We start from the raw sequence: 13145 nt of genomic DNA on the forward strand, positions 1-13145 counted from the left end.
ACCCAGGACGGGCGGGAAACCTACAGGACCGGGAGGACCTCAAGCCCGCCGAGGTACTTCTGCAGCGCCTTGGGCACGTTGACCGAGCCGTCTGCGTTCTGGTGGTGCTCCAGGAGCGCAACAATCCAGCGGGTGGTGGCCAGCGTTCCGTTCAGGGTGGCAACCGCCCGGGTGCCCTTGACGACGCCCTCCGCGTTCACCGCGCGTTCGCGGATGTTCAGGCGGCGGGCCTGGAAAGTGGTGCAGTTGGACGTCGAAGTCAGCTCGCGGTAGGCCCCTTGGGTGGGAACCCAGGCTTCACAGTCGTACTTCCGGGCTGCGGAAGTGCCGAGGTCGCCGGCCGCGGTATCAATAACCCGGTACGGCAGCTCGCACTTGGCCAGCATCTCCTCTTCCCAGGCCAGCAGCCGCTGGTGCTCGGCCGCGGCCTCCTCAATAGTGGTGTAGATGAACATCTCCACCTTGTTGAACTGGTGGACGCGGATGATGCCGCGGGTGTCCTTGCCGTGCGAACCGGCCTCACGGCGGTAGCAGGAGCTCTGGCCGGCGTAACGGATGGGCCCGTTGGAGAAGTCCAGGATCTCGTCCGCGTGGTACCCGGCCAGCGCCACCTCGGAGGTGCCCACCAGGTAAAGGTCATCTTCTGCGAGACGGTAGATTTCGGCGTCGTGCTTTACGTCAAAGCCCGTACCCTGCATGGTCTCGGGGCGCACCAAAGTGGGCGTGATCATCGGGATGAAGCCGGCTTCGATGGCCTGGTCCATGGCCATCTGCAGCAGCGCCATCTCCAGCCGGGCACCCACGCCGCGGAGGAAGTAGAAGCGGGCGCCGGACACCTTGGCACCGCGCTCCATGTCGATGGCACCGATCAGCTCACCGATTTCCAGGTGGTCCTTCGGCTCAAAGTCCGGGAACTCGCGCGGCGTGCCCACGGTCTTGACCACCACGTAGTCGTCCTCGCCGCCCTCCGGGACGCCGTCTTCGATCAGGTTGGGGATGGTGCGCAGCAGCTCTTCCTGCTTGGTCTGCGCGGCGTCCGCTTCAGCGGAGGCTGCCTTCACGGAGTTGGCGAGCTCCTTGACCTCGGCCAGCAGGGCCTTCTTCTCGTCGCCCTTGGCCTGTGCCACCTTCTTGCCGAAGGCGTTCTGCTCGGCGCGGAGGTTCTCGAAGCGGATGAGCGCGGCACGGCGAGCGGAGTCGGCGGAAATGATCGCGTCCACCACCGATTCGTCCGCGCCGCGGGCGCGCTGGCTGGCTCGGAACTTCTCCGGGTTTTCGCTGAGGTCTTTTACGTCGATCACCACATAAGGGTATCCAATCCGTCGGGAGTACGACGGCGCCCGGCCTGCAGGCCGTCAAAGCCCGGCCGCCGCCGGGATACTGTTGGGGAACTATGAGCGACCTGATTCTCTACCTGCTGATCGCGGTGGCGCTTGCCTTCGCCATCTCCAGCTGGTGGGGAGTCCGCAGGCTCAAGGCGCTGCACATGCGCAGCGCGGTAGGCGGCGAGGCGCACGAGGCGGGCCTCAGCCAGCAGCGGGTGGCGGTGATCCTGAACCCCATCAAAACCCGCGCTGAGGAAGCAAAAGCCACCATCCAGCGGGCCTGCCTCACGGCGGGCTGGGACGAGCCCGTCTTTTATGAAACAACCGTGGAGGACCCTGGCTTCTCGCAGGCACGAGCAGCGCTGGCGCACAAGCCCGACGTCGTCCTGGTGGGCGGCGGCGACGGTACTGTCCGCGTGGTGGCCGAGTCCCTGGCCCGCACCGGGGTTGCCATGGGCCTGATCCCGCTGGGCACCGGCAACCTCCTGGCCCGCAACGTGGACCTGGACGTCAACGACCTCCACAGCAACGTGCAGACGGCCCTTTTTGGCCACCAGCGCTACATCGACACCGCCCGGATGGGGATCGAAAACTCCAGGACCGGTCACTCCTCGGAGCATGTTTTCCTGGTGATCGCAGGAATCGGCATGGACGCCGAGGTGCTGGCCGATACCAACGCCGGCCTGAAGAAGACGCTCGGCTGGCTGGCGTATACGGAGGCGGGAATGCGCCACCTGCCGGGCCGGCGGAAGAAGATCTCCATCTCCCTGGACGACAGCCCGGACCAGGTCCGGAACATCCGCAGCATCCTCTTCGCCAACTGCGGCCTGGTTCCCGGCGGCATCGATTTCATCCCACAGGCCATGATCGACGACGGCATGCTGGACGTGGTGGTGATGAGTCCGCGCAGTGCGATCGGCTGGCTGCTGATGTACGTCAAGATCATGTTCAAGCACAGCGGGAAACTGCCCATCATGACCGTGTACCGGTCCGGCAAGGTCATCATCAAGTGCCCGGAACCGATGCCCACCCAACTCGACGGCGACACGGCCGGGGAGGCCACCAAAGTTACCGTCCAGGTGGAACCGCGTTCGTTATTGGTCAGGGTTAAGGGTCAGGCGTCTCCGGCCTAAATGAGTCCGGGTTGAAACGAGTCCAGGCTGGAACGTGTCCGGGCTGGAGCGCTGGGTCAGGCGTGGGCTTCCTTGTTCGCCTCGGCTGCGGCTTTAGCGGCGGCACGGGCCTCGGACTGCTCACGGATCATTGCCTGTTCCTCTTCGAAGCGCAGGCGGTCAGCACGGTCAGCGTCGTCGCCGTCCCAGTCCTGGTTGTCGGCAGTGGGACGGGGATTGACGATCATTCCCTGGCCATCATTGTCAGTGCTGTTGCTAGTCATGACCCGCTCCCTTCGTTAGGGGCCATCCCCATGGTGGATCAAGCAAGCATACGCATTGTCCACAGCGCGCGGAAGTGGTAGAGAAGGCAATTGCCTACGCTCTGGGCGAAGGGGCGGAACCGTTTTCCACGTCCGCCGGTCCCGGCTGCAGCCCTGCCACCCATGACCGCGCTGCCCGGAACGCCGCGTCCGAGGTGTGCGGTTCCACCACCGCCTGCTGCTGGTCAGCCCGCGGGTACGAGCCGAGGAATCGGGTGGCTGGGCTGATGCGGTGAAGCCCTGCCAAGGCATCCGCCACCCGCGCGTCACTGAGGTGCCCGTCGGCGTCGATGCTGAAGAAGTAATGGCCCAGGTACTGCCCGGTGGGCCGGGACTCGATGCGGCTGAGGTTCACGCCGCGGCTGGCGAACTGGTCCAGGATCTCCATCAGGGCGCCTGGCCGGTCTTCGGGCAGCGGCACCACCACCGAGGTCTTGTCCGCACCGGTGCGTTCGGGCAGGCTGCCGGGCCGGCTCACGAGGATGAACCGTGTTACCGCATCCGGATTATCGCCGATGTCCTCAGCGAGCACGGAGAGTCCCGGCTGTTCCCGTGCCACCAGCGGGGCGCAGATGGCGGCGTCGTAGTGGCAGTCTTCCTCCAGCAGCCCCATGGCGGTGGCCGCGGTGGATGGACCCGGAACGTATTCAGCGTCCGGAAGGTGGGCGTCCATCCAGAGGCGGCACTGCGCCCAGGCGTGGCCATGGGTGGAGACCCGCCGGATGTCCTTCAGCGCCACTCCGGCCCGGGCCACCAGGACAAAGCTGATGGGCACCAGGATTTCACGGATGATCCGCAGTTCCTCCCCGGTGGCTATGGCGTCGAGCGTGGCGGTCACGCCGCCTTCCACAGAGTTTTCGATGGGCACCATGGCGGCGTCAGCGGAACCGTCGCGCACTTTGTCCAGCGCGGCATTGACGTTCGACGCCGGGACGCGGCTGGCGTGCGCGGCGCCGGGTACCTGCAGCAGTGCGGCCTCGGTGAACGTGCCAACGGGTCCGAGGAAGGCATAGGTGAGCGGGGACGCGGGCATTGAGGTTCCTTTGAAAGGTGTGAGGCTGTGCCGTGTGGTGCGGGGACGCGAAGCGGCGCTTAGGCGGCGCGCTAGAGCACCAGCGGCTTCATGCCGCTCTCGGAGACGAGGGGCTTCCCGGCTTCCAGCCATTGGTCCATGCCGCCGGCGACGTTGATGGCGGTGTAGCCCTGGCCAGTCAGCCACTGCGCAGCACGGAAGGACCGGCCGCCGGTCCGGCAGATGACGTAGAGGTCCTGGTCCGGGTCGAGTTCGTCCAGCCTGGCGGGCAACTGCTCCAGCGGGATGTGGAGGGCGCCGTCCGCATGGCCGGCCACCCATTCGTAGTCCTCACGGACATCAAGGATCGCGGCCTCATCGGGGATGTCAGTGACGCGGACGGTATCGAAATCGCTCATGGGAAGTCCTGTCTTGCAGATCGTTGTCAGCTTTAAGCCTAGTACCCGGCCTGAACCAAGGGCCCTGCACCCTCACCGTCCCGGGACCTGACCCGCTCGAGCACAGGCCGGCAACCCTTGCCTGCTCCCAACCCTTACCCGTCCGGAAGGGCTGCACGCTAGGCTTTTGGGACGTTCGTTGTCGCAAGACCCCTGGGAGGAACCTTGCCTGCAGACCAGCCAACCCACTCCGGCGGTACGGCACCGGAGTCCCTGAGGCAGGGCCTGGAGTCCCTGGAGCCGCGGTACCTTGGCTGAGCTCCACGAATTTTCCGCCGTCGCGCTGCGGGACTGCCTGCGCAAAGGCGAGGTTTCCGCGGCGGAGGCCACAGCCCATTTCCTGGCCCGGATTGAAGAGCAGAATCCCCTGCTGGGCGCGTTTGTCACGGTCACGGCCGAGCAGGCACTGGAAAGTGCCCGGGCCGCCGATTCGCTCCATGCCCGTACTCCCCAGGACGAACTCCCGCCCCTGCACGGAATGCCGCTGGCTTTCAAGGACCTCACGGACGTGGCGGGCGTGGTGACCACACACGGCAGCGCCGCCCTGGACCACAAACCAGCGGTCAGCGACGGCCCCCTTGTGGCGCTCCTCAAGGGCGCAGGCGTGATCTCCCTCGGTAAAACCCAGGTGCCCGAATTCGGACTGACGGCTTACAGCGAAAACCGCGTCGCACCGCCGTCGCGCAATCCCCACGCCCTGAGCAGGAGCTCAGGGGGATCCTCCGGCGGCAGTGCCGCCGCCGTGGCCGCCGGGCTTGTCCCCTTCGCGCCCGGAACTGACGGCGGCGGTTCCATCCGGATCCCCGCAGCGGCCTGCGGGCTGGTGGGCCTCAAGCCGGGCCACGGCCTGGTTCCCGCCGGGGAAAGCCTGGGCGACCCCGCACGGCTGGTGGTGGCCGGCCCCCTGGCCCGGAGCGCAACAGATGCTGCACTGATGATGGATGCGCTCGTCCCGTCCGGATCCGTGGAAGGCAGCTATCTTGTGGCGGTGGACCAGGAACCGCCGAGGCTGCGGATCGGCGTCACATTGGACAGTCCCTGGCAGGGGACCTTCCCGTTCACCCCCGAGCAGGACGCCATGGACGCACTCCAGGCGGGCGAAAAACTCCTGGAAGGTGCCGGCCATGCCCTCAGCGACGCAGCCGTCCGCTACGACAACCGGTACCCGGACGCGTTCACGACGGCATGGACGGCGGGAGTAGGCGCGGCGCGGATCAGTCCGCACCGCGAAGCGCTGTTGGCCCCGCTGACCCGGACGTTCCGCCGCCGGGCCCAACAGCGCAGTCCTGCCAAGCTGAACGAAGCCCTGGCCTTCCTGCGGCAGTTTGAGCGGGACACGGTAACGCAGTACGCCCAGTGGGACCTGCTGCTGATGCCGGCGCTCGCGCAGACGCCCCGCCCGGTGGGCTGGTTCACCGGAACGTCGCATTCCAGCGCAGCCTGGCCATCGGCACAGTGGCCCGGGGATGCCGACGGCGACTACCGGAAACAGTGCGAATTCGCGCCGTGGTCCTCCATGGTCAACGTGTGCGGCCTGCCGGCCATCAGCATCCCCGTCCACTGGACCGGCGGCGGGCCCGGCGAGGGGCTGCCGATGGCGATCCAGTTGGTGGGACCCCTGGGGTCGGAGGCACTTCTGCTGCAGGTGGCCCGGCAGGTGGGCTTCTGACGCCCCGCGCTTTCACTGCCGGGGGCGTGTTGACCTGGATCTAACGCGCGCTTCATGCGCCTGTAACCCAGCGGGAGCACACTGTCAGGCACCAGATGGCCCCGCAATCCGGAAGGAGCCATCACTCGAAGGGGAGTCGCCGCCATGAATGCAGAAACCTCCACCGCAGCAGGCAGCGGAACAACGCGCCCGTCGGACGGCCGTCCGGACCTGAGCAACGCCAACGTCCGTGAGGACCTGGCCACCACCGGCCGGTGCGCCCTGGTGCATCTGCCGACCGGACGGACCTGCCTCTTGCCGCTCCGCCACCAGGGGCCATGCCAGTTCCACCAGCCGCAGGAGGCTGAGGAAGTATTGTCCGGCGGCTGACCACGGGAGTCAGCCGCGTCTTCTTTGGTCCGCCTTCCGGCCAGCCAGTCGCTGGCAGCCCGCCTGTCCGGACCGTCGCTGGCCGGGCCGCAGACGGCCGCATGGTCAATGCCGGCAGCGTCCGCACCTCGACTCCAGAGGCGAACAGGAGGACGATTAAAGGGCAGTCACCAAGAGGAGGCCTGTGATGTGCTATTCATCCAGCAAGGACTTCGGGTGGGGCGTCAGGAAGGAAGCTGACCGCCACCCCGAGGCGAAGCAGGAAACCCCGGTGGAAACTCCGGAGAAGCCAGTCAAGGCGCAGGACTTCACGTTCTGGGCATTCCCCAACTGGCGCAGGACGCCAGCGCCCCGCACCCCCTCGGCTGAAAAGAGCAAGGAGAGGGTCTGACGCCATAACGGTGTAAACAACAGAAGGGACTCCACTGGAGGCCCTTCCGTTGTGTTTGCGACGGTTGTGTTTGCGACGGTCGTGTTTTCTGGGGGCTGTGTCCGCGGAGACCGTGTTTGCGACGGTTGTGTTTTGCGACGGTCGTGTTTGCGGGGGCGTGTTTGGCACGGCAGGTCGCGGCAGCACCAGCGATGCATTGGCGGAAGGACCAGCATGGTGAACGGACTGTATGTGCACACAGCCACCCTGGTGATGGACGGCGCCGCCGATCCTGCCGCGCCCGGTGCCGCCATCACCACAGCCTTATGCGGACACTGGGAACACCCGCCGCCGTGCCCGCTGGCCGCGCACCATACCGGTTGGTCCCGGGACGGGGACAGGGTTTCGCTGCGGATCGTCTTCGCCACCGCACCGGCTTCCGAACGCGACGTGCGGGGGCTCATCGACAGCGCCCTCGCGTCCGGCGCTTTCCACAGACCGGACGGCACCGTCTCCCATTGGGTGCTCCTCGCAAGCGGTCCGGCAGAATTGAGCGGCCCGGAACGCGAGCACGCCGAGAGGATTTCCGGAACGTAACGCCACAGTTCCCGAACCCGGGCGTGGCGGGAACGGAGTACTGCGGTGTCGGCGGTCGGTGGTCCGCGGCGAGCCCGCCACGTACGGCCTCAACCCAGCGGTTGCATCCGCCGCCGGTGGAAAGGGCTTCAGGACGGCCTGCCCCTGCCGCTCCTGTCCGGCGCGCGTTACGTTGTGCTGTTCCGACGGCACCTACTAAGGTGGGACAATAAGCATGCTTAGTATCACGTCCATAGGAGTCCTGGGAAGGGAACCAGCATGAGCACCGGAAACTACCCGCCGGCCGGACAGCCGGAGTCCACCGGAGATTACGCGGAGACCAACCTGCCCGCCGAACCACCCGCCCGCCCCGGCACCGCCCCGGGAGCACAGGGCAGCGCTCCGGGACCGCAGGTACAGGATTCCAGGCCGCTCCCGGACTCAACGCCGGCAACCACTACCCGGCCTGCCACCGACCGTCCCGCCGCCGACCAGCCTCGGGTGACCCGCGCCGGGGTGGTGTGGGCCGCCGTCGTGGCCTCCCTGGTACTCCTGATCCTGCTGATCATCTTCATCCTGCAAAACCAGGAGCAGGTGGCCGTGCGCTATTTCGCGCTGGAAGGATTCGTCCCGCTGGGCATGGCCCTGTTTATCGCCAGTGTGTCCGGAGGCGTCCTGGTGGCAATGGCCGGCGGGGCCCGGATTCTTCAGCTTCGCAGGAACGCCCACCGGGCCCGGTCCGCCCAGCGGAGGTAAGAAAGCAAGGCTGCCGGGCGCCCGGCGGCTCAGTCCTACCTGCGAGGTGACGGAGCCGCCCAGGCGAGCCAGCCCCGGCCGCATCACCCGGCGCCCAGGCTCCGGTACTTCGCGGACCTGGCCGCCACAAGCTCCGCCACGGGCGTGCCCGCCACGGACCCCAGTTCGTACTCGATAGCGAGCGCCATCCGCCGGCAGAACTCCTGGGGTTCCAGGGAGGCGTCCTCGCGTTCATCAACTATGTGGTCCACCAGGCCGTGGGCGTAGAGCGAGGCCACGTTCACTCCTTGCGCCTGCGCCATGGCCGGAGCGTGCGCCGTGGTCCGGTGGACGATGGCGCTGGCCCCTTCCGGAGGCAGCGGTGACAGCCAGCTGTGCTGCGCGGCGATGGTCCGGTCGGCCGGCAGCAGGGCGAGGGCTCCTCCCCCGGCGCCCTGGCCCAGCAGCACCGAAACGGACGGCGCCTCCAGCCCGATGAGCTCGTGCAGGGAGCGCGCGATTTCACCTGCCAGCCCGCCTTCCTCCGCTTCCTGCGAGAGGGCCGCGCCCGCTGTGTCGATGACGGTGAGTAGAGGCAGGCGCAGTTCCTCGGCGAGCTTCATGCCGCGACGGGCCTCACGGAGCGAGCCGGGGCCCATCCCGGCCGCGTCCCTGCGCAGCGGGCGGGCGTGTCCCAGGACAATGCAGGACTGTCCGCCGAAGCGGGCCAGGGCCAGGAGGAGCCCGGGGTCCTTCTCCCCCTGCCCGGTTCCGTTCAGCGGCAGGGCGTCCGTGGCACCGTACTTGAGGAGCTGCCGCAGGTCCGGCCGGCGGGGACGCCGGGAAATACCAATGGAAGTCCATGCGTCAACCGGAGCCGGCCGGACGGCGAGCGTGGCCGGCTCCGGCGGCATCGTGCCGCGGCGGGCGCAGAGGATATCCAGCGCCCTGGCCACCAGGTCGGCAAGCTCGGCAGGCTCCACCACGCCGTCGATCAGTCCCTTGTTGAACAGGTTTTCGGCCACCTGCACGTTCCCGGGAAACTGTTCGCCATGCAGGGCTTCGTACACCCGCGGACCCAGGAAGCCCAGGAGCGAACCCGGTTCGGCCACGTTGATGTGGCCCAGGGACCCCCAGGAGGCCATCACCCCGCCGGTGGTTGGATGGCGCAGGTAGACCAGGTAGGGCAGGCCGGCGTGGCGGTGGGCCCGCACCGCCCCCGTGATTTTCACCATGGACAAGAATGCCAGCGTCCCCTCCTGCATGCGGGTGCCGCCGGAAGCGGGCCCGGCCAGCAGCGGCAGTCCCTCGGCGGTGGCCCGTTCGACGGCGGCCACGATCCTTTGCGCCGCAGCGTGGCCGATGGATCCGGCCAGGAAGGAGAACTCGCTGACGATCAATGCCACCCGACGTCCGCGGATGAGCCCGGCGCCAGTGATGACGGATTCGTCGGTCCCGCTGCGTTCCCGTGCTTTGGCGAGGTCGCGGAAATACTCCTCGGACAGCGCGGGATCCTGCGCAGGTGAATCCCAGGAGACGAAGGAGCCCTCGTCCACTACGGCTGCCAGCAGTTCGGCGGCGCTCAGGTGCCGCACCTTTTCAACGGTGGGCATGTCAGGACACTCCCGCGGCAACAGTTTCCAAACCGAGCCATTCCCGGATGGCCGGCCCGTCCTCATCCAGCAGCGGCGGCGCGTCATGCTCGGTGACGGTGGTTTCCGCAGCGTCGCCGGGCGCAAAGAACCTCAGCGGGGGCCCGGGCAGGCTGACCTTGCCGAGGACCGGATGGTCCACATCCACCACGAGGCCCTGGGACGCCACCTGCTCCCACGCGTACACCTCATCAAGCGAGCGCACCTTCCCTGCCGGGATCCCGGCGTCGTTCAGTTTCTGCAGCAGCTCCGCTGCTCCATAGTCAGCAAAGACGCGTTCGACGGCGGCAATCACCCCGGCGCGGTTCCGCACCCTTTCGGCGTTGCTGGCGAAGCCCGGCGCTGCCGGGTCCAGGCCGAAGGCGGCGGCGAACGAGGCCCAGAGCTTTTCGCTGCCGACGCTGATCTGCACGCTGCCGTCCTTGCAGTTGAACAGGCCGTAGGGAGCAATGGAGGGATGGTGGTTTCCCTGCGCCTCGGGGACTTCTCCGGCCACGGTGGTGCGGGTGCCTTGGAAGGCGTGGACCCCGATCAGGGATGCGAGCAGCGAGGTCCGCACCACCTGACCGTGGCCCGTCCGGTCCCGCTCGACCAGGGCCGCCAGCACGCCGAACGCACCGTTCATGCCCGCGAGCAGGTCCGCGATGGGGACACCCACACGCTGGGGATCGTCGGGTCCTGAGCCGGTGAGGGACATCAGCCCCGCCTCGCCCTGGAGGATCTGGTCGTAACCGCTGCGCTGCGATTCCGGCCCGTCGTGGCCGAAGCCGGTGATGGACAGGATCACCAGCCGTGGGTTGAGCCCATGCATGGCCGCGGGCGAGAAGCCGAGCCGGTCCATGACTCCGGGACGGAAGTTTTCGATCACCACGTCAGCGCGTTCCAGCAGTCCCCGCAGGACCTCCTGCCCGTCGGAGCTTTTCAAGTCCAGGCTGATGGATTCCTTGTTGCGGTTGCAGGACATGAAGTAAGTGGACTGGAGGTCATCGGCGGGGCCAACGAAGGGCGGGCCCCAGCCGCGGGTGTCGTCTCCGGTTCCCGGGTTCTCCACTTTGATGACGCGGGCACCCAGGTCCGCCAGCATCATGCCGGCGTGCGGGCCGGCCAGGGCCCGGCTCAGGTCAACCACAAGGTGGCCGGCGAGGGGGCCGTGTGCGTTATCGGTTCTGCTCATGTGCTGGTTCCTTTTCTTGAACAGGCGGGGAAGCTTGGGGTGGCCGGGGCCGCTACAGCCAGCCGGGGACTACCAGGGCCAGCCAGGCCAGGACAGGCCCGGCGACGATCACGATGCCGCTGTAGCCCAGGATCTTTTTGTAGAACCGGTCCTTGTCCACGCCCTCGGGTGCGTTGGCGAGCACCAGCGCGCCGTTGGTGGAGAACGGGGAAACGTCCACGATGGTCGCGGAAACGGCGAGCGCGCAGATGACGCCAACAGCCCCGATTTCACCGGTGGAGAGGAACGGCACTGCGAGCGGGATCAGGGCCGCGAGGATGGCGGTGGACGAGGCGAAGGCGGACACCACGGCCCCGATGAAGCAAATAAGCAGGGCTGCCAGCAGCGGCATGCCCATGCCGGCCACGCCGTTGGAGACGAATTCGATGGTTCCGGCTTCCTCCAGCACGCCGACGAACGTCAGCATCCCGCAGATCAGCAGCACCGTGGACCAGCTGATCTTGTTGATGGCGCCCTTCTGGGCTGCCGGTGAGACCAGGGCCAGCACGATGGCGATGGTGATGGACACAAACCCGACGTCCACTTTGAAGCCGAGGGCGATGACGGCCAGTGCAACCAGCCCGGCAATGGTGACCAGCTGCGGGATCCGCTCGGAGCGCTCTTTGGTGGCTGCGACGCCGTCGCCTGCGGGATCCCGGGGGCCGTACATGCCGGAGCCGAAGCCCTTGAAGGAGACGTCGGAGCCGGCGGCCTTGGTACCTACGCTGACGGCCATGCGGGCCTCGGCAGCCTGCTCCACGAAGTGGCCCACCTTGGAGGACAGGAGTCCGCGGCCGCCCAGGACAACAAAGAGGACCAGCGAGATCAGGAGGTTGAAGACGAAGCTGGACAGGAACAGTGCAGTGGGGCTGAAAGCCAGGTCAGTCTTGGCCAGGATGCCGTTGACCGTGACGCCGTAGACGGCGATGGGCGAAAAGCCGCCGGCCTGGGCGCCGTGGATGACCATCATGCCCATCAGCAGCGGGCTGATCTTGTACTTCCCCGCGAAGCTGAGCGCGATGGGAGCAATGATGGCGACGGCGGCGGGAGACAGTGCGCCCACGGCCGTGATGACTGCGGTGATGGCAAACATCACCCAGGGGATGAGGGCCACGCGGCTTCCCACCAGCCGGACTGCGCCGCGGACCAACAGGTCGATGGTGCCGTTGTTCTGGGCGATGGCGAACAGGTAGGTGACGCCCACGATGGTCAGGAAGAGGCCGCCGGGGAAGTTGGCAAGGATCTCGTTGGTGGACATGCCCAGCACCACGGTGCCGAGCAGGAACGCGCCGACGAAGGCGAGGGCACCCATGTTCAGGGGCAGGACGGTGGCAAGCAGGAACATCGCCGCCAGGATGATGATCGACAAGACAGGAGCGGACATCGTTGGTCCTCCATTGGGGAAAGAAAAGTGTGACGTGAGTTACTGGCTCACTGGACTAGCCTCTTAGACACTAAGTCTATCTGTCAATAGGGAGTGGCATGTATTCTGTAGGGACCTACGACGTAGACGAGGCTTTGTGGAGAAAACAGCACGGCTTGGACTGGAACGGGTGACCCGCCCCCGGCTGTACGAACAGCTGGTGGAACAGATCCTCGCGTATATCGAGTCTGCCCAGTTGCGGCCCGGCGATTTACTTCCTGCGGAGCGGGACCTCGCCGAGCGCCTGGGTGTTTCGCGCGCCACCCTGGCCCAGGCCCTGGTGGCCCTCGAGGTACTGGGGGTCATCGATGTCCAGCACGGAACCGGTGCCGTGCTGGCGCGGCGGCCCAGCGTTGCATCCGTGGTCAAGGGGCTGCGCGAGCACCGCAGCCGACTGCCGGAAATTGTGGAGGCGCGCAGCACCCTTGAGGTGAAGCTCGCCGCACTCGCCGCCGCCCGGCGGACTGACGAAGACCTTGCCGCGATTGACCATGCCCTGGACGTTATGTCCCGGGAGATCAACGACGGCGACCGCGGCACCCACGGCGACGAACTCTTCCACCAGGCCATCACCGCCGCCGCCCACTCCAGCGTCCTGGCGCAACTGATGGCCTTTATCGCAGAGATGATCCTGGAGACAAGGATGGAGTCCCTCGGCCAGCCGGGCCGGCCCGAGCAGTCCCTGGCCTCGCACCGGAAGATCGCGGACGCCATCCGCGCGCAGGATCCGGAAGGAGCGGGGGAAGCAATGCTGGCGCACATCGAGCTTGTCTCCGACGTGGAGCTGCTCCGCTGACCTCGGCCGGGTAGCGACACGCCAGAGTCCGGCACCCCTGTCTCCCACCCCAGACAGTGCCCCCGGATTTCCGGTTTTCATCGCCGGCCCAACCCGGTGTGATTGAACGAAC

General features: G+C 67.1%; 14 protein-coding genes. 7 read left to right on the forward strand and 7 right to left on the reverse strand.

The features are described from left to right. Positions 1-20 precede the first annotated feature (20 nt). Positions 21-1301: a serine--tRNA ligase gene (gene serS / locus AC3A4Z_RS14330; protein ID WP_498712281.1), complete on the reverse strand. Its 1281-nt coding sequence runs from the start codon at positions 1299-1301 to the stop codon at positions 21-23. A 92-nt stretch (positions 1302-1393) separates the two neighbouring features. Between serS and AC3A4Z_RS14335 the strand changes: the two genes are divergently transcribed. Next, positions 1394-2458 carry a diacylglycerol/lipid kinase family protein gene (locus tag AC3A4Z_RS14335; RefSeq protein ID WP_498712282.1) on the forward strand — a complete coding sequence of 355 codons (1065 nt, stop codon included), beginning with the start codon at positions 1394-1396 and terminating at the stop codon, positions 2456-2458. A 56-nt stretch (positions 2459-2514) separates the two neighbouring features. Here AC3A4Z_RS14335 and AC3A4Z_RS14340 read toward each other — a convergent pair whose 3' ends face one another. From AC3A4Z_RS14340 to AC3A4Z_RS14350, 3 genes are all read right to left on the reverse strand, one after another. Continuing rightward, positions 2515-2721: a hypothetical protein gene (locus AC3A4Z_RS14340; RefSeq protein ID WP_091420301.1), complete on the reverse strand. Its 207-nt coding sequence runs from the start codon at positions 2719-2721 to the stop codon at positions 2515-2517. Positions 2722-2815: 94 nt separating this feature from the next. Then, entirely contained in the window at positions 2816-3793 is a 978-nt protein-coding gene (gene pheA / locus AC3A4Z_RS14345; RefSeq protein ID WP_498712285.1) for a prephenate dehydratase, read from the reverse strand. A 71-nt stretch (positions 3794-3864) separates the two neighbouring features. Next, positions 3865-4191, reverse strand: a complete 327-nt coding sequence (locus AC3A4Z_RS14350; protein WP_493971149.1) for a rhodanese-like domain-containing protein — start codon at positions 4189-4191, stop codon at positions 3865-3867. 289 nt (positions 4192-4480) lie between these two features. Here AC3A4Z_RS14350 and AC3A4Z_RS14355 point away from each other — a divergent pair, with 289 nt between their 5' ends. From AC3A4Z_RS14355 to AC3A4Z_RS14375, 5 genes are all read left to right on the forward strand, one after another. Then, entirely contained in the window at positions 4481-5899 is a 1419-nt protein-coding gene (locus AC3A4Z_RS14355) for an amidase (protein WP_498712288.1), read from the forward strand. Positions 5900-6043: 144 nt separating this feature from the next. Continuing rightward, entirely contained in the window at positions 6044-6268 is a 225-nt protein-coding gene (locus AC3A4Z_RS14360) for a hypothetical protein (protein WP_498712289.1), read from the forward strand. 187 nt (positions 6269-6455) lie between these two features. Beyond that, positions 6456-6659, forward strand: a complete 204-nt coding sequence (locus AC3A4Z_RS14365; protein WP_498712421.1) for a hypothetical protein — start codon at positions 6456-6458, stop codon at positions 6657-6659. A gap of 213 nt (positions 6660-6872) precedes the next feature. Beyond that, the gene (locus AC3A4Z_RS14370; RefSeq protein WP_498712291.1) at positions 6873-7235 is read left to right on the forward strand and encodes a hypothetical protein; all 363 of its coding nucleotides are present in this window, start codon (positions 6873-6875) and stop codon (positions 7233-7235) included. Positions 7236-7493: 258 nt separating this feature from the next. Then, the gene (locus tag AC3A4Z_RS14375; protein WP_498712292.1) at positions 7494-7970 is read left to right on the forward strand and encodes a LapA family protein; all 477 of its coding nucleotides are present in this window, start codon (positions 7494-7496) and stop codon (positions 7968-7970) included. 83 nt (positions 7971-8053) lie between these two features. Here AC3A4Z_RS14375 and AC3A4Z_RS14380 read toward each other — a convergent pair whose 3' ends face one another. The 3 genes from AC3A4Z_RS14380 to AC3A4Z_RS14390 are packed head-to-tail and all read right to left on the reverse strand — an operon-like array spanning position 8054 to position 12198. Further along, on the reverse strand, positions 8054-9562 hold the full coding sequence (locus tag AC3A4Z_RS14380; protein WP_498712294.1) for a carboxyl transferase domain-containing protein: 1509 nt from the start codon (positions 9560-9562) through the stop codon (positions 8054-8056). Between the two features lies 1 nt (position 9563). Then, positions 9564-10775 carry a CaiB/BaiF CoA transferase family protein gene (locus tag AC3A4Z_RS14385; protein ID WP_498712295.1) on the reverse strand — a complete coding sequence of 404 codons (1212 nt, stop codon included), beginning with the start codon at positions 10773-10775 and terminating at the stop codon, positions 9564-9566. Between the two features lie 52 nt (positions 10776-10827). After that, positions 10828-12198, reverse strand: a complete 1371-nt coding sequence (locus AC3A4Z_RS14390; protein ID WP_498712298.1) for an SLC13 family permease — start codon at positions 12196-12198, stop codon at positions 10828-10830. A 136-nt stretch (positions 12199-12334) separates the two neighbouring features. Between AC3A4Z_RS14390 and AC3A4Z_RS14395 the strand changes: the two genes are divergently transcribed. After that, on the forward strand, positions 12335-13033 hold the full coding sequence (locus AC3A4Z_RS14395) for a FadR/GntR family transcriptional regulator (protein WP_498712300.1): 699 nt from the start codon (positions 12335-12337) through the stop codon (positions 13031-13033). The last annotated feature ends 112 nt before the right edge of the window (positions 13034-13145 follow it).

It is taken from the genome of Arthrobacter sp. Soil_C_49 (genome assembly GCF_057656635.1).